Raw genomic sequence first — 18,328 nt, 5'->3', positions numbered from 1 at the left:
GTCATCCCGCGGCGGGACGGTACTGCAGCGCTTCGGCCAGATGCTCGCGGCTGATCTGCTGCCTTTCCGCCAGGTCGGCCAGCGTGCGCGCGACCTTGAGTACGCGATGGGCGGCGCGCAGGGACAGACCCAGGCGTTCGCAGGCGTTTTCCAGCCACTGGCGATCCGTGTCGCTCAGGGCGCAGTGCTGACGCAGACCGGGCAGGTCGAGAAAGGCATTGGCCACACCCTGGCGGCGCATCTGCCGTTGACGTGCGTTCGCCACTTTGGCTGCGGCCTGGGCAGTGCATTCACCCTCATGCAGTGGGGTGTCCAGAGCGGTGCTTTCACGGGCGACGGTCAGATGCAGGTCTATGCGGTCCAGCAGTGGCCCGGACAGCTTGGCGCGGTAGCGCTGGATCTGCTCCGGGGTGCAGCGGCAGCGATTGCTCGGGTCACCGAGATAGCCGCACGGGCAGGGGTTCATCGCCGCGACCAGTTGAAAGCGCGCCGGGAAGCGCACCTTGTCACGTGCCCGGGCGATCACGATATGACCACTTTCCAGTGGTTCGCGCAGCACCTCCAGTACCTTCCTGTCGAACTCCGGCAACTCGTCCAGAAACAGCACTCCCTGATGTGCCAGGGTGATTTCGCCTGGTTGCGGTCGACTGCCGCCGCCGACCAGCGCCGGTCCGGAGGCACTATGGTGCGGGGTGCGGAAGGGTCGCTGCGGCCAGTGCCGCAACGGCGTATGGCTGGCTACCGAATGGATCGCGGCAACCTGCAGGGCCTCGCTTTCTTCCAGTGGTGGCAGCAGGCCCGGCAGGCGGCTGGCCAGCAGCGTCTTGCCGGTTCCGGGCGGGCCGCTGAGTAACAGGTTGTGCGAGCCTGCCGCGGCCACCAGCAGGGCGCGCTTGGCGGCCAGCTGGCCCTGGACTTCGGCCAGATCCGGATAAGGCAGGCTTTGCCTGAGCAGCCCCCGTGCGGTATAGGGTTCGAGTGGTGCGCTGCCGTTGAGGTGTGCAGCGACCTGCAGCAAATGCTCGGCCGCGATGACCCTGAGCCCGGAGGCGAGGCTGGCTTCCTCGGCATTGGCTAGTGGTACCAGCAGGGTTCGTCCGGCTTCGCGCGCGGCCAGAGCCGCGGGCAGGACACCCTGCACCGGGCGCACCGCGCCGGACAGTGCCAGTTCGCCCAGGCATTCGTACTTGTCGAGCGAATCGGCCGGCACCTGACCGCTGGCGGCGAGAATGCCCAGGGCTATGGAGAGATCGAAGCGGCCGCCGTCCTTCGGCAAATCGGCGGGTGCCAGGTTCAGGGTGATGCGCTTGCTGGGAAATTCGAACGCGGAATTGAGGATGGCGCTGCGCACGCGGTCCTTGCTTTCCTTGACCGCGGTCTCCGGCAGGCCTACCAGCGTCAGCGAGGGCAGGCCGTTGGCCAGGTGCGCTTCGACGGTAACGGCTGGTGCTTCGACGCCGACCTGGGCGCGGCTGTGGACGATGGCCAGGGACATGATCACTCCTTGATCAATTGGGCAGTACCTGCGGGGGCGGCTTCAGCCGCGAAGCCTGTTCGCGGCTGGAGCCGCCCCTACAACAAACCTAGTCTGCTTCGGTGAGCTTGGCTTCCAGTTCGGCGACCTTGGCTTCCAGCGTTTCGAGGCGGGCGCGGGTACGGGCCAGCACCACCATCTGGCTGTCGAACTCTTCACGACTGACCAGATCGAGCTTGCTGAAGCCACTCTGCAGCAGGGCCTTGAACTGCGCTTCCAGTTCGGCGCGTGGGAGTGGGCTGTCACCACTGAACAGGCGCGAGGCGTGGCTACTGAGAGTATCGAGCAAGGCTTTGGGCGGGAGCATGGGTTGGGTTCCAGTTACAGACAGCGGCCAGTGTAGCACGCAGGCAGGACGCGGGGTCTGGCAGGGTGCGCGCACGGTTTTTGGGCGCGCGCGGGAGGTTGTGTGCACCAATTTTGTGCATTGTTTTGGCTGTGAATCAGCGGTGATGCCGGCTGTTGCTTCGCAAAGTGCTGAAACGGCGGGCTTTTGTGCTAGCTGGCAAGCTTTCTGCTTAGGCCCTTGTGACGCATGCACCGATGCAGTACCGGAGCGTCGGGTGAAGCGTGGGGAGTGCTTCGCCAGAAGCGTTTGATGAGCACCGACCGCACCAGCCAGAGCGGTCGGTGCATTACAAAAGCCGGACACTGCGCTTAGACTTGCCGAGGGCTGAGAATTCCTGGGGCAAGTCAACCTAACACGGGAGAGAGTTCATGAAGCTAGTCACTGCCATCATCAAGCCGTTCAAGTTGGACGACGTTCGCGAGTCGCTGTCTGAAATCGGCGTGCAAGGCATCACCGTTACCGAAGTCAAAGGCTTTGGTCGTCAGAAAGGTCACACCGAGCTGTATCGCGGTGCTGAGTACGTAGTCGACTTCCTGCCCAAGGTGAAGATCGACGTCGCCATCGCCGACGATCAGCTGGACCGCGTGATCGAGGCCATCACCAAGGCCGCCAACACCGGCAAGATCGGTGACGGCAAGATCTTCGTGGTCAACCTGGAGCAGGCGATTCGTATCCGTACCGGCGAAACCGATACCGACGCGATCTAAGCCCAGACCGTCGCCCCACCCCCAGAATCGTCCCAGGAGTTAAATCATGACTCTGCGAAAAATCGCAGGGCTTGGAGCCCTTTTGTCTCTGCTTTCCCCCGGCCTTGCCATGGCCGAGGAAGCGACACTGAATTCCGGTGACACAGCCTGGATGCTGACCGCCACCGCGCTGGTTCTGTTCATGACCATTCCGGGCCTGGCCCTGTTCTACGCCGGCATGGTGCGTTCGAAGAACGTCCTGTCGGTGATGATGCAGTGCTTCGCCATTACCGCTCTGATGAGCATCCTGTGGTTCGTCTACGGCTACAGCCTGGCTTTCGATACCACCGGAATGGAGGCTGGCGTCACCAACTTCAGTTCCTTCGTGGGCGGCCTGGGCAACCTGTTCCTGGGTAATCTGACCAAGGAATCGTTGACGGCGGCATTCCCGGAAAGCGTCTTCGTAACCTTCCAGATGACCTTTGCCATCATCACCCCGGCCCTGATCGTCGGTGCCTTCGCCGAGCGCATGAAGTTCTCCGCGATGCTGGTGTTCATGACCGTCTGGTTCACCCTGGTGTATGCGCCGATCGCTCACATGGTCTGGGGTGGCGATGGCGCCCTGATGTGGGACTGGGGCGTACTGGACTTCGCCGGTGGCACCGTGGTGCACATCAACGCCGGTATTGCCGGTCTGGTTGCCTGCATCATGCTGGGCAAGCGCAAGGGCTACCCGAGCGTGGCCATGGCCCCGCACAACCTCGGTTACACCCTGATTGGTGCCGCGATGCTCTGGGTCGGCTGGTTCGGCTTCAACGCCGGCTCCGCTGCCGCCGCTGACGACACTGCCGGCATGGCCATGCTGGTCACTCAGATCGCCACTGCTGCTGCGGCCCTGAGCTGGATGTTCGCCGAGTGGATGAGCCACGGTAAACCGAGTGCACTGGGTATCGCTTCGGGCGTGGTCGCCGGTCTGGTTGCCATCACTCCGGCGGCCGGCACCGTGGGTCCGGTCGGCGCCCTGGTCATCGGCCTGGCGTCCGGTGCCATCTGTTTCTTCTGCGCCGCCAGCCTCAAACGCAAGCTGGGCTACGACGACTCCCTGGACGTATTCGGCGTGCATGGCGTCGGTGGCATCGTCGGAGCCCTGCTGACCGGTGTCTTCGCTGCGCCGGTTCTGGGCGGCTTCGGCGAGGTGGAGAACATCGGCCTGCAACTGTGGATTCAGTTCAAGGGCGTGGCCTTCACCGTGATCTACACCACCATCGTCACCTTCGTGATCCTCAAGGTCATCGATGTGGTCATGGGTCTGCGTGTCAGCGAAGAAGACGAGTCGGTCGGCCTCGACCTGGCTCAGCACAACGAGCGCGGATACATCCTGTAAGCACATGGGGGCCTGCCGCCCGGCAGGCCTGAAGCACACCGAGTGCGCCCGGAGCCAACCCGGGCGCCTCGACCGAACAGCGCATGAATAAGCGCGCCGGCAAGAGGTGAAAAATGGATAACACAGCATTGACTGCATTGCAGTACGGCTTCGATACCTTCTATTTCGTGATTTGCGGTGCCCTGGTGATGTGGATGGCGGCTGGTTTCGCCATGCTCGAAGCCGGCCTGGTCCGCTCCAAGAACACCACCGAGATCCTGGTCAAGAACGTGGCGCTGTTCGCCACTGCCTGCGTCATGTATCTGCTGGTCGGTTACTACATCATGTACTCCAGCCCCGAGGGCGGCTTCCTGCCGAGCCTGGGCTTCCTGATTGGCGACGAGAACAGCGTCGATGCGGTCCTCGCAGGCGGTGACGACGCGCCCTACTATGCCGCCCGCGCCGACTTCTTCTTCCAGATCGTGTTCGCCGCAACCTGCATGTCGATCGTCTCCGGCGCCGTGGCCGAGCGCATGAAGCTGTGGCCCTTCATCGCCTTCGCGGTGGTGATGACCGCGGTCATCTACCCGGTACAGGGTTACTGGAAGTGGGGCGCCGGCTTCCTTGACGCCGCTGGCTTCCTCGATTTCGCCGGTTCCACCGTCGTGCACATGGCCGGTGCTTCCGCTGCACTGGCTGGTGTTCTGCTGCTCGGCCCGCGCAAGGGCAAGTACGGCGCCAATGGCCAGGTCAACGCCATTCCCGGCGCCAACCTGCCCCTGGCTACCCTGGGCATGTTCATCCTGTGGATGGGCTGGTTCGGCTTCAACGGCGGCTCGCAGCTGAAGATGAGCACCATCGAGGACGCCAACGCCGTTGCTCAGGTCTTCGTCAACACCAACATGGCCGCTGCCGGTGGTCTGATCGCCGCCCTGATCGTCGCCCGCCTGCTGTTTGGCAAGGCTGACCTGACCATGGCCATCAACGGTGCACTGGCTGGCCTGGTGGCCATCACTGCCGAACCGCTGACCCCGACCGCCCTGCAGGCTACCCTGATCGGTGGCGTCGGTGGCGTGCTGGTGGTATTCGCCATCCTCGGCTTCGACAAGATCAAGATCGATGACCCGGTCGGTGCCATCTCGGTACACGGCGTGGTCGGCATCTGGGGCACGCTGGCTGTCTGCCTGACCAACCCCGATGCCAGCCTGGGTGCCCAGCTGCTGGGTATCGTCAGCGTGTTCGCCTGGGTCTTCATTGCCAGCCTGATCGTCTGGGCCATCATCAAGGCGGTGATCGGTCTGCGCGTCAGCGAGGAAGAGGAATACGAAGGCGTGGATCTCGTGGAGTGCGGTATGGAAGCCTACCCGGAGTTCACCGGCAAGAAGTAAGCTTTGCCGGAATGACAAGGGCGCCTTTTGGCGCCCTTTGTTTTTTCTGACAGCACGCTAGAATGCGCGCGCTGGAGCCATCGACAGTGAGAAACAGGCATGTGGCAGCAACGCATCATCAGCCTGCGCCCGCGTGAGCGCGGTTTCCACCTGGTGACCGAAGAGGTGGTGGCCAAATTGCCGGAACTGGCGCAGATCCGTGTGGGTCTGTTGCACCTGTGGCTGCAGCACACCTCAGCATCGCTGACGGTGAACGAGAACGCCGATCCCGCGGTGCGCCGCGATTTCGAGCGCTTCTTCAACCGTCTGGTGCCGCAGGGTGATGCGGGCTACGAACATGATTACGAAGGGCCGGATGATCTGCCGGCGCACTTCAAGGGCAGCCTGCTGGGCGTCCATCTACAGCTGCCGATACAGCAGGGACGGCTGGCGCTTGGAACCTGGCAGGGCATCTACCTGGGTGAGCACCGCGATCATGGCGGCGCTCGGCAAGTGGTAGCGACCCTGCACGGCGAGGTGATTTGAATTTTTTCCTGTCGTACGGTGCACGTCGTGCGGCTGGGCTATAACTAACCTGCTTTTCGCAAGTCATGAGGTTGAACATGAGCGACGAAGACCTGGAACAAGACGATCTGGAAGGGGCTGACGAGGACGATGGTGAGGAGCTGGCTGCTGCCGATGACGGCGACAGCGGTGACGAAGGCGACGGCGAGGTCGTAGCCAGCGGCAAGAAGAGCAAGGCCAAAGCCGTTGAAGTCGATGAGCTGCCCAGCATCGAAGCCAAACAGAAAGAGCGCGACGCTCTGGCCCGTGCCATGGAAGAGTTCCTCGCCCGTGGCGGCAAAGTGCAGGAGGTCGAACCCAATGTGGTCGCCGACCCACCCAGGAAGCCCGACAGCAAATACGGCAGCCGTCCCATCTGAGGACTGCTCGCTGCAAGAAACCCGTCCCTGAGGCGGGTTTTTTGTCGCTTGCGTTTGCCGGCAGGGGCACGCACTGCTGCCTATCGGCGGCGGCCTTGGCAGCATCCCCGATGCGCTGCGGGTCAGCGCGTCCAGCTAGCCATTAACGCCGGCAGCTCGGCCAGGCTGCCGATCTGCGCATCCGGTGTCGTTTCACCCTCCCAGGCGCGCCCTTGCGGATTGAACCAGATGGCCCGCATGCCGGCCGCCTGAGCTCCGGCGATGTCGTCGCTGGGATGGTCACCGATATGCACGGCGCGCTCGGCAGCAACGCCCCCTGCGCGGCTGAGTGCTTCGCGGAAGGGTTTCGGGTCGGGTTTGCCGATGCCCAGTTCTTCGGCGCACAGGGCGAAGCGGAAATAGTCCGACAGGCCCAGACGGCGTACATCGGCATTGCCGTTGGTGATCACGCCGAGCATGAAGCGCCCGGCCAGTGCTTCCAGTGTCGGGTGCACTTCGGTGAACAGCTGCACCTGATGGCGGGCGCTGAGAAATACCTGGAATCCTGCCTCGGCCAGCGTCTGTGCCTCGGCGTGCGGATAGCCGGCATCCTCCAGGGCGTGAAACAGAATGCGTCGCCGCAGCTCGCTGAGACGGTGCTTGAGCATCGGCTCGGCCCCCAGCAGGCGGCTGCGCACGGCCCACAGATGCTCGACCGGCACTGCACCCAGGCGCGGCGCGTGCAGGGCCAGCCAGTTGCGCAGCGTCGCTTCGGCGTCCTGCATCACCGGCGTGACGTCCCACAGCGTGTCGTCGAGGTCGAAGGTGATCAGCTCGATGCTCATTCGGAACCGCCTTTGCGTTTGGCCCTGGGGTGGGCCTGGTCATAGACATTGGCCAGGTGCTGGAAATCCAGGTGGGTGTAGATCTGCGTGGTGGCGATATCGGCGTGGCCGAGCAGCTCCTGCACGGCGCGCAGATCCTGCGAGGATTCCAGCATATGGCTGGCGAAACTGTGGCGCAGCATGTGCGGATGCAGATGCTGGCCCAGCTCGCGAACGCCGGCTTGGCGAACGCGCAGCTGCACTGCGCGCGGGCCGAGGCGGCGCCCTTGCTGGCTGATGAACACGGCACCGTCGCCGGGGTTGGCCAGCTTGCGCAGGGGCAGCCACTGTTCCAGCGCCTGGCGCGCCAGACTGCCGACCGGCAGTTCGCGCACCTTGTTGCCCTTGCCGCGCACGCGCACCAGGCCGGCAGGCAAGTCCAGGCCGTCGAGATCGAGCCCCACCAGCTCGGACAGGCGCAGCCCGGAGGAATAGAACAGCTCGAGCATGGCCTGGTCGCGGCGGGCGATGAAATCGTCCTCGACCGCTCCGTCGAGCAGCTGCGCGCTGCGGTCGGCATCCAGGGTGCGTGGCAGGCGGCGTTCGCGCTTCGGCGGACTGAGGCCGGTTGCCGGGTCGTGGCGGCACAGGCCTTCACGCAGCAGATACTGATAGAGGCCGCGGGTGGCCGAGAGCAGGCGTGCCAGGCTGCGGCTGGACAGGCCCTGCTGATGCAGGCGGGCGACCAGGCGGCGCAGATTGCGCGTATTCAGCTGTGCCCAGTCGCTCAGGCCTTCGGCTTCGCAGAAGGCCTGCAGCTTGCCGAGGTCGCGGCGATAGCCGTCGAGGGTATGCACCGATACCTGACGCTCGCGGCGCAGGTGTTCGAGGTAGGCATCGAGATGGCTTTCAAGTGTCACGTGCCGGGTTCCGAACGGGTCCAGGGTGGATGAACAGCGTCGTCCACCCTACACGACCTAGCGTACCGAGCGTAGCGGCGTGGCGAAGCTGGGCAGTACGCGCGCCAGAACTTCGGCGATATAGCCGAGGAACAGCGTACCGAGCGAACTCTTGTAATGCTGCGGGTCAGTACTGCCGATGGCGAGAATGCCATGCAGACCCTGGTGATTGAGACTGACCACGGCGGCGGAACCGACTTGCGCAGCATCTTCCTTGCCGAAGAGGAACTCCAGCTCGTGCGGACGCAGCACGCCACAGATGGTCTTGCCGCCGCTGAGCAGCCCGCCGATCTGCTGATGGGCCTCGGTCGAGCTGACCGAGCGGCCGACCGGCAGCTTGTTGTCGCTGAACAGAATCAGGCCGACGAAAGGAACCTGGAATTCGTGGCGCAGGCTGTCTTCGACCACGCTGACCACTTCCTCGAGGCTGCCGGCATCGAGCAGGTCGAGTACCAGGCGGCGGGTCTTGTCGAACAGACGGTCATTGTCGCGGGCCACGTCCATCAGCTGGCCGAGGCGATGACGCATCTCGATGTTGCGCTCGCGCAGCAGCTTGACCTGACGTTCGACCAGCGACACGGCGTTGCCGGGCTGGTGCGGAATGCGCAGTTCGGGAATCAGTTCCTCATGATCGAGGAAGAACTCCGGGTGCAGGCGCAGATAGGCTGCGACCGTTTCCGAATCAAGCGGTTTGGACGAATCCTGCTGGTCGGTCATAGGCGAACCTGTCCTTCGTATACGCGGGCAGCGGGCCCGGTCATCATAACCGGCTGACCTTCGCCTGCCCATTCGATGGACAGTTTGCCGCCCGGCAGCTCCAGTTGCACGGGAGAATCCATCCAGCCCTGGCGAATCGCCGCCACGGCTGCAGCGCAGGCGCCTGTGCCACAGGCCTGGGTTTCCCCGGCGCCGCGCTCCCATACGCGCAGGCGCGCATGCTTGCGGTCAAGCACCTGAAGGAAGCCGACATTGACCCGCTGCGGGAAGCGCGGGTGATGCTCAAGCTTCGGCCCCAGTTCGTGCACCGGTGCGCTGTCGACGTTGTCGACGCGCAGCACGGCGTGCGGATTGCCCATCGACAGCGCGGCCAGTTCGACGCTCTGGCCATCGACATCGACGCGGTAACTCAGCGCGGCCTGTTCGGCCTGGAACGGCACCTGAGCCGGCTCGAGGCGTGGTGCACCCATGTTGACGCAGACCTGGCCATCGTTCTGCACGCGCAGCTCGATGATGCCGCCCTTGGTCTCGACGCGAATGGTCTTCTTGGTGGTCAGGCGCTTGTCCAGCACGAAGCGGGCGAAACAGCGCGCACCGTTGCCGCACTGCTCCACTTCCGAACCATCGGAGTTGAAGATGCGGTAGCGAAAATCGACGTCCGGCTGGCTGGGCGGCTCGACGATCAGCAACTGATCGAAACCGACGCCGGTATGGCGGTCGCCCCACTGCTTGGCATGCTTGGGCTGCACATGGGCATGCTGACTGATCAGGTCGAGGACCATGAAGTCATTGCCCAGGCCGTGCATCTTGGTAAAGCGCAATAGCATGGCGTCGCCCTCAGGCCGGCAGCAGGCTTTCGCCGGCGTAGAGCTCTTGGACGGTTTCGCGGCGACGCACCTCGAAGGCCTGTTCGCCGTCCACCAGCACCTCGGCGGCGCGGCCGCGGGTGTTGTAGTTGGAACTCATGACGAAGCCGTAGGCACCGGCCGAACGCACGGCCAGCAGGTCGCCTTCTTCCAGCACCAGCTGACGGTCCTTGGCCAGGAAGTCGCCGGTTTCGCAGATCGGCCCGACCAGGTCGTAGTTGCGTGCCTCGCCTTCACGCGGCTGCACTGGCGACACATCCATCCAGGCCTGGTACAGGGCCGGGCGGATCAGGTCGTTCATCGCAGCATCGACGATGGCGAAGTCCTTGTGTTCGGTGTGCTTGAGGTATTCCACCTGGGTCAGCAACACGCCGGCATTGGCGACGATGAAGCGGCCCGGTTCGAATACCAGTGTCAGGTCGCGGCCTTCCAGGCGCTTGCGCACGGCGGCGATGTAGTCGCCGGCCAGCGGTGGCTGTTCGTCGCGGTACTGCACGCCGAGACCGCCGCCGAGATCAAGATGCTTGATGTGGATGCCGCGCGCGGCCAGCTTGTCGATCAGCAGCAGCAGGCGATCCAGAGCATCGAGGAAGGGCTCGAGGGTGGTCAGCTGCGAGCCGATATGGCAATCGACACCGATCACCTCGAGGTTTGGCAGTTCGGCGGCGCGGGCGTAGACAGCCTCGGCCTGCTCAATGTCGATGCCGAACTTGTTTTCCTTGAGGCCGGTGGAAATGTACGGGTGGGTGCCGGCGTCCACATCCGGATTGACGCGCAGCGAGATCGGCGCCTTGACGTCCAGTTCGGCGGCGACCTTCTGCAGGCGTTCCAGCTCGACGCTGGACTCGACGTTGAAGCAGTGCACGCCCACTTCCAGTGCACGGCGCATGTCGTCGCGGCTCTTGCCGACGCCGGAGAAGACGATGCGGCTTGGTTCGCCACCGGCGGCCAGCACACGCTCCAGCTCACCGCTGGAGACGATGTCGAAGCCGGCGCCGAGGCGCGCCAATACGTTCAGCACACCAATGTTGGAGTTGGCCTTGACTGCGAAGCAGACCAGGTGCGGCATGCCGGCCAGGGCATCGGCATAGGCGCGGTACTGCCCTTCGATATGGGCGCGCGAGTAAACGTAGGTGGGCGTGCCGAAGCGCTGGGCCAGCGCGGACAAGGCAACACCTTCCGCGAACAGCTCGCCGTCGCGGTAGTTGAAGGCTTCCATGGGGCAGCTCCTGTCAGAGTTCGAAACGGTCTCGGCTGTTGCCGGCGTTTTCGTCGCCCGGCAGGTACAGCGGGCCTTTCTGACCGCAGCCGGCCAACAGGCAAACGGCGGCGAGGAGCGCGAGGGTCAGTCGCTTCATGGGGCAGTCCTTGAAATAAGCGTGAATTGCGCCGGAGTATACCGGCCCCCTGTCACCTTGCCTATGCGCGCGGCGCCCGCCTGGCGGGGCGCTGGCTCGATTTGCGTCCGTATTTGGCGTGCGTGCCGAAGGCATTCGCATCGGCTTGGGTTAGCATGCGGCGAGTAACGAGGAACCCCGATGGACAATCCTGCGATTCTGGCCAGCTCGGTCTCAGTGGCCTACCTGCAAGGCCTGATCGAACATCTGCAGCGTCAGGGCGTCGCGCCCGAAACGCTGCTCGCCCATACCCAGCTGAGCCCGGAGGCCCTGAGCCAGCGCGAGCAGCGCATCGGCGCCAGTGCCTACCTGACATTGCTGGGCGAGGGTGTGCGTCTGACCGGCGACGACTGCCTGGGCCTGCACCTGGGGGAGTCGGTGCGCCCGGGCTATTACGGCGTACTCGGCTACCTGATCATGAGCTGCGCGACCCTGGCCGACGCGCTGCATCGTCAGGCGCGCTACGCCTCGCTGGTCGGCAATCTTGGCCTGGTGGTGCTCGATGACGAACCTGCCCGGCCCGGCTGCGAGCCGCTGGTCGCCCATAGCTGGCAGCCGTTTCTGGCGCAGCAACAGCGGCAACTGAGCGAGGAAACCCTGGCTGGCTGGCTGAGCTTCGGACGCTGGATCAGTGGCCTGGATGTCACACCGACCGAAGTGCGCTTCCAGCATCCGGCGCCGGCCGATACCTCGGAGCACGAGCGCATCTTTCGTTGCCCGGTACTGTTCGACCAGGCCGACAATGCCCTGATCTTTCCCAAGCGGCTGCTGTCTGTACCGCTGAACCAGGCTGATGCGCAGGTGCGCGGAATGCTCGATGCCTATGCCGACCGGCTACTGGCCGAACTCAACCAGGGCAACAGCGTGCTGGATCGTGCGCGGCTGGAACTGGCCCGCCAGTTACCGGAGCAGGGGCCGGATCTGGAAGCCATCGCTGCCGCTCTGGCGCTGAGCCCGCGGACCCTGCAGCGGCGTTTGCGTGAGGGCGGGTTGTCGTTCAGCCAACTGGTCGACGAGACGCGTCAGCAACTGGTGCTGCATTACCTGCGCGACCCGGCGCTGGAGCTGGCGGAAATCGCCTTTCTGGTCGGCTTCAGCGAGCCGGGCTCTCTGGCACGTGCATTTCGTCGCTGGACGGGAACGAGCCCAGGCGAGTACCGTCGCCACCTTTGCGCTCTGGCCGGCTAACCTGGTCAGGCAATTACAGCCAATTTTCATGCAGTCGCTGCATCTAGTGAGGACACCCCGATGAGCCTGAGCGAAGCTCGCTTTCACGATCTGGTCGATGCCACCCAGCAGGCGGTGGAAGACATCTTCGACGACAGCGGTCTGGACGTCGATCTGGAAAATAGCGCCGGCGTGCTGACCGTGCGTTTCGACAACGGCAGTCAGCTGATCTTCAGTCGTCAGGAGCCCATTCGTCAGCTGTGGCTGGCCGCCCGCTCCGGTGGTTTCCACTTCGATTACGACGAAGCCGAGGGGCGTTGGATCTGTGATACCAGCGACGAGCAGCTGGGCGAGATGCTGGTGCGTATTGTCTTCGAGCAGTGCGGTGCCGAACTGGAGTTCGATGAGCTCTGAGCCGGACGAGGCGCCGCTGGCCTCGCCATGCCGGCGCCAGTGCTGCCTGGACGAGCGCGACCAGTGCCTTGGCTGTGGTCGCACCCTGCAGGAAATTCTCGACTGGGACGCGGCTGATAACGCGCGGCGCCGTGCGATCTGTGAGGCAGCGCAACGGCGTATGCAACAGCGCCGGCAGAGTCATTGAACGGGTAGTCTTGTTTATTTGTCCGGCTGTGTTAGGGTCAGCAGAACATTCAGCTAAACCCCGCCTTCGGGCGGGGTTTTTGCTTTTCTAAGACTTACGCAAGGAGACCGCCCGGCATCATGAACAGCACACCTACCATCACCATTACCCGCCTCGATCTGCAGCGTCTGGAGCGCCTGCTCGACAGTCTGGACGAGTTCGGACCTGGCGCAGAAGCGTTGCAGGCTGAGCTGGATCGTGCCGAAGTGGTGGGGCACGACGAGGTGCCGGCAGGGGTGGTGACCATGAACTCGCGCGTGCACTGCCGCGAGGAGAGCAGCGGCAAGGATTACCATCTCACCCTGGTCTATCCGCAGGACGCCGGCGGCGAAGGCAAGGTCAGCATCCTCGCGCCGGTCGGCAGCGCCCTGCTTGGCCTGTCCGTCGGTCAGCACATCGACTGGCCGGTACCGGGCGGCAAAAAGCTCAAGCTGACCCTGCTGGCGGTCGAGTATCAGCCGGAAGCTGCGGGCGAATACGACCTCTGAGACCTTCCGCGGCTGGACGTGGCGAGGGGATCGCCCTGTCCAGCCTTCACCCCTTGCTCCCCCCCCTGATTACCAGCTGTCTCGTGCCTCAGGTCGCCGCATGAGCGGGAGCAGTGATCGCTGTGCAGGCCTAGACCTGCTGCAGCGCCATATTGAGCGCATCTTCCAGCCCGTTCTTGTAGCGCAGGTAATGCACGGTCTGCGCCTGTTGCCCGGCCAGCACGGCGGACAGGTCAAGGTCGGTGATATAGCAGGGGTAGCGTTCACCGCCGGCACGCTGGGCGAGGATGTGCTGTGCGACGGCTCGATACAGTTCGCGACCGTACTCCAGCTCGGAGAATTCGCGGTGGTTGCAGTACAGCGTGACGTGGCGCTGGCGACCGTCGCCCGGTTCGACGATGGCCTGCACGTCGTAGAACGGGTGGCTGACCTGCGCTTCGGGCACCGGCCTGCGCTCCAGGCGCTGGGCGCGCAACGGGGCATCCGGCAGCAACTGGTAATAGAGGATTTCCAGCGGCGCTTCGCTGTCCTTGCCATCCAGCGGCAATATCGCATTGCGCCTGTAAAGCAGCGACTGCAGGAAACGATGCAGCGGCGTGAGCAGGCTTTGCTCGTCGCGAAATGGCAGGCGTCTGCGCCACAGGGCGTTGTGCTCGTCGAGCAGGGTCAGCTCGGCCTCACCGCTGCTCTCGTGCACGCGGTAGAACACCTGCAGGCACTGTGGGCGGCCCATGGGCAGGATCAGCGCCAGGTCGTCGCCCTCGAGTGCATGGCGATCCAGGCGCAGCGGGCTGTAGTGCTCCTGTTCGGCGCCCAGATGGTCGAGCAGGGCCGGCACGTCACCCAGAGCGGTGTGGCTGACCTGGCCGGGGGCCAGTTGCAGAACGTGATAATGCTGGCGCACCTGCACCAGGTAGCGTGACGGGTACCCTTCGGCGTAGCTGTCGAGCAGGTCGCGCAGCAGTTCTTCGACCCGTTCGGCGATGGGTTGTGCACGGTTGCGGCAGTAGCAGCGTACCTGCACCCTGGGGAGCGCGCTGCCGGGCGGCAGGCTGTTGAGCAGGTCGCGCAGGCAGTCGAGCAGGGCGTCGGCACCGTCGTAACGGCTGACCTGCAGTTCGTTCCAGCTGTTGAGCACCACCTGGTCGAGGGTCAGCACCAGGTTCTCGCGTACCCCGGAATAGCCCAGCGCGTCGGTGCGGTCGGTGGTCATGTGCACGTTCATCTGGCTGTGCTGCTTGAGCGGGTCGACGCCGACATTGACCAGCAACAGCACCTGGCTGGGAACGCTGGCACGCAGCAGGGCGGCTTCTTCCACGGGCTGCAGGGGCAGCGGGAAGCTCTGTTGCAGGCTGCCGATCAGGTTGGACAGCTCGTATTCGGTGAGGTCGCTGGCGCCGGGGTGCAGCGACAGGCGGGTGCTGCTGTCGATCACGCCGTTGCGATGGCACCAGGCGAGCAGTTCGATCAGTTCACGCGAGCGCTTCAGCGGCGCGAAATCGGCCCATTCCTGCGCGCCCAGGCTGCCGTTGAACAGCGCCCAGAGGCGTTCGTTCGGCGCTTCGGGGCTGCTGTACTGAACCAGGGTCAGGGTGTCTTCGGCCAGATCCGGGGCGATGCCGGGGTTGATGAATTCGACCTTGCCGGCCTTGCGCTCGAAGGCTGCATACAGGCGCCTGCCCAGCACGTTGAGGTCGCGGTTGTTGAGCGAGCTGCCGGCCTCGGTGCTGCGGGCAAACTGCGAGAGGAAGCGGTAGCTGTAGGTCAGCTCGTTGACCAGTACGCGGCGCTCGGCGGCAACCTGGCGCACCTTCCACTGGCTGCGGCTGTCGAGCACGTTGAGCTGGCGGGCCTGCCAGCCCCATTCCCGGGTCAGACGTTCGAGCAGCAGGCGCTGCCAGCTCTTGGTGCGGCCCCGGGTCGGCGGGCGGCTGATCTTCTTGTTGACCTTCAGGTACAGGCAGCGACGGATCAGTTCGAGTCGTTCCTGGTCACCACGGGCGCTGAGGTATTCCTCCAGGCGGCGGTAGATGACGATGTAGGGGTCGAGTTCGTCGAGGTCCAGACGACCTTCGAAAACGGCCTGCTTGAAGCGCAGTGCCAGGCACTCGACCTGTGGGTGCTCGCTGGCGTAGACCTCGGTGAGCAGCAGCTTGAGTGCGGATTTGTAGGGCGATTCGATGCCCTTGTACAACTGCCACATGCCGGCGCCGATGAACTCTTCCGGTGGAATGCGCGCCAGATGACCTAGGTCGAGCACATCTTCGTCGCGCACGAAGCGTTTGCTCAGCAGGGTGCGGCAGTAGTCCTCATAGCGCCCTTCTTCATACACCGGCACCAGCCACCAGAGCGGTGTGCGTCCGCCGAGCCAGATGGCGGTACGGTAGAACTCGTCGAGGAGTAGGTAGTGCTGGGTGGTGCCGCAGTCGTCGGAGGTCAGCTGTGCTTCACGCGCGCCCTGGGTGAAGCGTTGCGGGTCGACCAGAAAGACATGCACCTCGGCGCCCTGGGTGGCGGCCCAGCTTTCCAGCTGATCGCACTTCTTGCGCAGCTCGTGCAGTTCCTGCGCGCTGAGGCTGGGCGAGTGGCACAGCCACAGGTCCATGTCGCTTTGTTCGGCCTGCGCCACGGTGCCCAGGCTGCCCATCAGAAACAGTCCGTGCAACGGTGCGCTGCCCTGGCCGCGGCGTGGTTTGTAGACGAAGGAGCGGGTTAGGCGCTGCACTTCGGCCAGGCTGTCGTCATCCGGCTCGAAACCGCTGAGGCCGGCCGGTGTGCTGGCCGAGACATAACCGGGCAGCAGCGGATGATTGACGTGCAGCAGCAGCGGCAACAGTTTGAGGACCAGTTGCTGGCGCGTAGACAGCGCCTCGACGGCGCGCTGCAGGCGGCCCTGATTGATTTTCAGAAAGCGTGCACGCAGCTGCGCCAGCACCTTGCGGTCGATGCCGTCATCGATATCGGGGCGTATTTCCTGGGTGCGCGTCATGCTCGAACTCAACTGCGGATGCTGCAAGCCTATCAGCGGCGTGCTCGCCAGTGCAGTGCCTTGACGCTATATCGCCCGCCGCGCCTTTCCCTTAAGGGCGGCTGGCGGGCAACCGGGATTAAGCGGGAGTGGTCCGGCGGGCCGAGAGGATGGTCAGCAGCGCCTGTGCATGCTCGGCAGCATCGATGCCCAGGCTGGTCAGGTAGCCGCCGTCGGCCTGACTTACCAGGCCTTTTTCGTGAAGGCGGGTGATGGCGCCCTGTGCCTTGAATGAGGCGTTGTTGTGCACCTTGAGCCCTTCCTGGTGGTTGTCCAGATTGTACAGGGCGAGGATTTCCAGCTCGTCGATCAGGTCAGCGGTGAATAACTTCATGGTGACTCCGTCTTGTTGTTGTGGCGCTCTTGCAGTGTAGAGCCATGCGCAGCGCTCTGCTCATCGGCAAGCTGCCAGTCGGCGAGGATCCTTTGGTAGGTGCCGTCCTGCCTGATCTGGCGCATGCCCGCGTCGAAGTCGCGTAGCAGGGCCCTGGCCTGCGGATGGTGGCGGGAAAAGCTCAGGTAGAGCTGCGGGCGATGCACCCGCGCCAGCGGCTTGAACTCGCCGAGCAGCTCGGGGTTGTCGCGCAGCAGCGCGGCGGTGGTGCCTTGAAAGGCGATCACATAGTCCACGCGGCCGCGTTGCAGCATGAGAAAGCCATTGACGTCGCGCCGTACCGGCACGCGCTGGATATCGGCATAGCCGTCGAAGTACTCGCCGTAGGTATAGCCGATGGTGACGGCCACGCGTTTGCCGCGAATGGCGTCCAGATCATCGACCGGCTCGGCATCTTTGTGGCCCCAGAGCAGGATGTCGTCGCTCAGCAGCATCTCCTGCGGCAACAGAAACTCGGCGCGGATATGCGCGTCGGGCGTGGTGTTGAAGCAGGCCGCGAGGCTGCCCGAGCGCGCCAGTTTCATGCAGCGCGAATAGGGATAGGGCGCCAGCTGGACGGACGAGCCGCTGGCGGCGAAGGCGGCGCGCACGATATCCGCCGACATGCCGTCGATCCGCTCGTTGCGCCACGCGGTATAGGGATACCAGTCATCCTCGGCACCGATCCGGGGCGGGTCGGCCAGCACTGTGCAGCCCCAGAGCAGTGACAGCAACTGGGCGAGCAAGACGGCGAGGCGTGGTAATGGGCAGGCCATCGAAGGCGATACCTTCTCGGACGGGACAGGCGTGACAGTAGCAATCTGTCTGCCAGTCCGACCAGTGGCCTGGATCAATCCCGTTGTCAGTTTTCTTCCGGCAGTTCCGGCAGGGCGCGCAGGGCCTGCTCGTACCAGGCGCCATCGAAGGGGCGGTCCTCGCGCAGCATGGCGTCGACCTCATGCGCCAGCACCAGAGCCATCAGCTCGAGAATCTCCTCGCGCTCGTAACCGACCAGCGTGAGCTTGTTGTACACCGCCTTGGCGGCGGCAGGTTCGCCGCTTTCCAGCTGGTTCTCGATCGCCTGGATCAGGGTGGCCTCGGCGAAGTCTTCGTCTTCCTGGTCGTTGTTCTGGCTCATGTCGGATTCCTCATTGATTACCGGCGGCAAAGTCCAGCAGGGCCTGGCCGGTCAGGCGATAGGTGGTCCACTCGCTTTGCGGGCGGGCGCCGAAGGACTCATAGAAGTCGATGGCCGGCGTGTTCCAGTCCAGCACCGACCATTCGAAGCGGCCGCAATCGCGTGCCACGGCCAGTTGCGCCAGATGGCGCAGTAGCGCCTTGCCCGCGCCCAGGCCACGGGCCTCGGGGCTGACGTAGAGATCTTCCAGATACAGGCCGTGCCTGCCCAGCCAGGTGGAGTAGTTGAAGAAGTACACCGCGTAGCCGATGGGCTGGCCGTCGAGCTCGCAGATCAGGCCATGAGCGGTGCTGCCGTCAGCGAACAGGCTGGCGCGGATGCCGGCGGCATCGGTCTTCACCTCGTGCTCGGCCTTCTCGTAGATGGCCAGGTCGGTGATGAAACGCAGGATCAGCTCGGCGTCTTCAGGGGTGGCGGGGCGGATGTCTATAGGCATGGAACGGTCTCGT

22 protein-coding genes are annotated in these 18,328 nt (G+C 64.3%); 9 read left to right on the top strand and 13 right to left on the bottom strand.

Features of this window, described 5'->3' with window-relative positions; translation table 11 throughout:
- Position 1: 1 nt before the first annotated feature.
- Complete coding sequence (locus OEG79_RS19815) at positions 2-1,495, bottom strand: YifB family Mg chelatase-like AAA ATPase (protein ID WP_264146643.1); 1,494 nt, start codon at positions 1,493-1,495, stop codon at positions 2-4.
- 88 nt (positions 1,496-1,583) lie between these two features.
- Positions 1,584-1,841, bottom strand: a complete 258-nt coding sequence (locus OEG79_RS19810) for an accessory factor UbiK family protein (RefSeq protein WP_264146642.1) — start codon at positions 1,839-1,841, stop codon at positions 1,584-1,586.
- 410 nt (positions 1,842-2,251) lie between these two features.
- Between OEG79_RS19810 and glnK the strand changes: the two genes are divergently transcribed.
- The 5 genes from glnK (at position 2,252) to sutA (ending at position 6,243) form a co-directional block, all read left to right on the top strand.
- A complete protein-coding gene (gene glnK, locus OEG79_RS19805; protein WP_003096476.1) occupies positions 2,252-2,590 on the top strand; it encodes a P-II family nitrogen regulator in 339 nt (112 codons plus the stop codon).
- Between the two features lie 46 nt (positions 2,591-2,636).
- A complete protein-coding gene (locus tag OEG79_RS19800; protein WP_264146641.1) occupies positions 2,637-3,953 on the top strand; it encodes an ammonium transporter in 1,317 nt (438 codons plus the stop codon).
- A gap of 113 nt (positions 3,954-4,066) precedes the next feature.
- Positions 4,067-5,320: an ammonium transporter gene (locus OEG79_RS19795; protein ID WP_264146640.1), complete on the top strand. Its 1,254-nt coding sequence runs from the start codon at positions 4,067-4,069 to the stop codon at positions 5,318-5,320.
- A 99-nt stretch (positions 5,321-5,419) separates the two neighbouring features.
- The gene (locus OEG79_RS19790) at positions 5,420-5,845 is read left to right on the top strand and encodes a secondary thiamine-phosphate synthase enzyme YjbQ (RefSeq protein WP_264146639.1); all 426 of its coding nucleotides are present in this window, start codon (positions 5,420-5,422) and stop codon (positions 5,843-5,845) included.
- Between the two features lie 77 nt (positions 5,846-5,922).
- Positions 5,923-6,243, top strand: a complete 321-nt coding sequence (gene sutA / locus OEG79_RS19785; RefSeq protein ID WP_264146638.1) for a transcriptional regulator SutA — start codon at positions 5,923-5,925, stop codon at positions 6,241-6,243.
- A 122-nt stretch (positions 6,244-6,365) separates the two neighbouring features.
- Here sutA and OEG79_RS19780 read toward each other — a convergent pair whose 3' ends face one another.
- The 6 genes from OEG79_RS19780 to lptM are packed head-to-tail and all read right to left on the bottom strand — an operon-like array spanning position 6,366 to position 10,946.
- Positions 6,366-7,067, bottom strand: a complete 702-nt coding sequence (locus tag OEG79_RS19780; RefSeq protein WP_264146637.1) for an HAD family hydrolase — start codon at positions 7,065-7,067, stop codon at positions 6,366-6,368.
- The gene (xerC, locus tag OEG79_RS19775; RefSeq protein WP_264146636.1) at positions 7,064-7,966 is read right to left on the bottom strand and encodes a tyrosine recombinase XerC; all 903 of its coding nucleotides are present in this window, start codon (positions 7,964-7,966) and stop codon (positions 7,064-7,066) included. The genes OEG79_RS19780 and xerC overlap by 4 nt, the downstream gene beginning before the upstream one ends.
- A gap of 57 nt (positions 7,967-8,023) precedes the next feature.
- Entirely contained in the window at positions 8,024-8,722 is a 699-nt protein-coding gene (locus OEG79_RS19770) for a DUF484 family protein (RefSeq protein ID WP_264146635.1), read from the bottom strand.
- Positions 8,719-9,549 (bottom strand): diaminopimelate epimerase, encoded by an 831-nt coding sequence (dapF, locus tag OEG79_RS19765; RefSeq protein WP_264146634.1) that lies wholly within the window; start codon positions 9,547-9,549, stop codon positions 8,719-8,721. The genes OEG79_RS19770 and dapF overlap by 4 nt, the downstream gene beginning before the upstream one ends.
- A gap of 10 nt (positions 9,550-9,559) precedes the next feature.
- On the bottom strand, positions 9,560-10,807 hold the full coding sequence (gene lysA, locus OEG79_RS19760; protein ID WP_264146633.1) for a diaminopimelate decarboxylase: 1,248 nt from the start codon (positions 10,805-10,807) through the stop codon (positions 9,560-9,562).
- A 13-nt stretch (positions 10,808-10,820) separates the two neighbouring features.
- Positions 10,821-10,946: an LPS translocon maturation chaperone LptM gene (gene lptM / locus OEG79_RS19755; RefSeq protein ID WP_003242379.1), complete on the bottom strand. Its 126-nt coding sequence runs from the start codon at positions 10,944-10,946 to the stop codon at positions 10,821-10,823.
- A gap of 180 nt (positions 10,947-11,126) precedes the next feature.
- Here lptM and OEG79_RS19750 point away from each other — a divergent pair, with 180 nt between their 5' ends.
- The 4 genes from OEG79_RS19750 to rnk all read left to right on the top strand — a co-directional run bounded on the left by OEG79_RS19750 (position 11,127) and on the right by rnk (position 13,280).
- The gene (locus OEG79_RS19750; protein ID WP_264146632.1) at positions 11,127-12,173 is read left to right on the top strand and encodes an AraC family transcriptional regulator; all 1,047 of its coding nucleotides are present in this window, start codon (positions 11,127-11,129) and stop codon (positions 12,171-12,173) included.
- A gap of 60 nt (positions 12,174-12,233) precedes the next feature.
- Positions 12,234-12,566, top strand: coding sequence for an iron donor protein CyaY (gene cyaY / locus OEG79_RS19745; protein WP_264146631.1), 333 nt, complete (start codon positions 12,234-12,236; stop codon positions 12,564-12,566).
- The gene (locus OEG79_RS19740; protein ID WP_264146630.1) at positions 12,556-12,753 is read left to right on the top strand and encodes a DUF1289 domain-containing protein; all 198 of its coding nucleotides are present in this window, start codon (positions 12,556-12,558) and stop codon (positions 12,751-12,753) included. Before cyaY ends, OEG79_RS19740 begins: the two co-directional genes overlap by 11 nt.
- 119 nt (positions 12,754-12,872) lie before the next feature.
- Entirely contained in the window at positions 12,873-13,280 is a 408-nt protein-coding gene (gene rnk / locus OEG79_RS19735; RefSeq protein WP_264146629.1) for a nucleoside diphosphate kinase regulator, read from the top strand.
- 130 nt (positions 13,281-13,410) lie between these two features.
- Here the strand turns inward: rnk and OEG79_RS19730 are convergent, their stop codons facing one another.
- From OEG79_RS19730 to OEG79_RS19710, 5 genes are all read right to left on the bottom strand, one after another.
- Positions 13,411-16,269, bottom strand: coding sequence for a class I adenylate cyclase (locus OEG79_RS19730; RefSeq protein WP_264146628.1), 2,859 nt, complete (start codon positions 16,267-16,269; stop codon positions 13,411-13,413).
- Positions 16,270-16,387: 118 nt separating this feature from the next.
- The gene (locus tag OEG79_RS19725) at positions 16,388-16,642 is read right to left on the bottom strand and encodes a TIGR02647 family protein (RefSeq protein WP_264146627.1); all 255 of its coding nucleotides are present in this window, start codon (positions 16,640-16,642) and stop codon (positions 16,388-16,390) included.
- Positions 16,639-17,457, bottom strand: coding sequence for a substrate-binding periplasmic protein (locus tag OEG79_RS19720; RefSeq protein ID WP_264146626.1), 819 nt, complete (start codon positions 17,455-17,457; stop codon positions 16,639-16,641). The genes OEG79_RS19725 and OEG79_RS19720 overlap by 4 nt, the downstream gene beginning before the upstream one ends.
- A gap of 86 nt (positions 17,458-17,543) precedes the next feature.
- Positions 17,544-17,819 (bottom strand): hypothetical protein, encoded by a 276-nt coding sequence (locus OEG79_RS19715; protein WP_013713486.1) that lies wholly within the window; start codon positions 17,817-17,819, stop codon positions 17,544-17,546.
- Positions 17,820-17,829: 10 nt separating this feature from the next.
- Positions 17,830-18,315: a GNAT family N-acetyltransferase gene (locus OEG79_RS19710; RefSeq protein WP_264146625.1), complete on the bottom strand. Its 486-nt coding sequence runs from the start codon at positions 18,313-18,315 to the stop codon at positions 17,830-17,832.
- Between the last annotated feature and the right edge of the window lie 13 nt (positions 18,316-18,328).

Origin of the sequence: Pseudomonas sp. Z8(2022) (assembly GCF_025837155.1) — a bacterium.
Taxonomy (GTDB): Bacteria; Pseudomonadota; Gammaproteobacteria; order Pseudomonadales; family Pseudomonadaceae; genus Aquipseudomonas.
The sequence above is the reverse complement of the archived record's forward strand: the minus strand, read 5'-3'. Positions and strand labels throughout refer to the sequence as shown.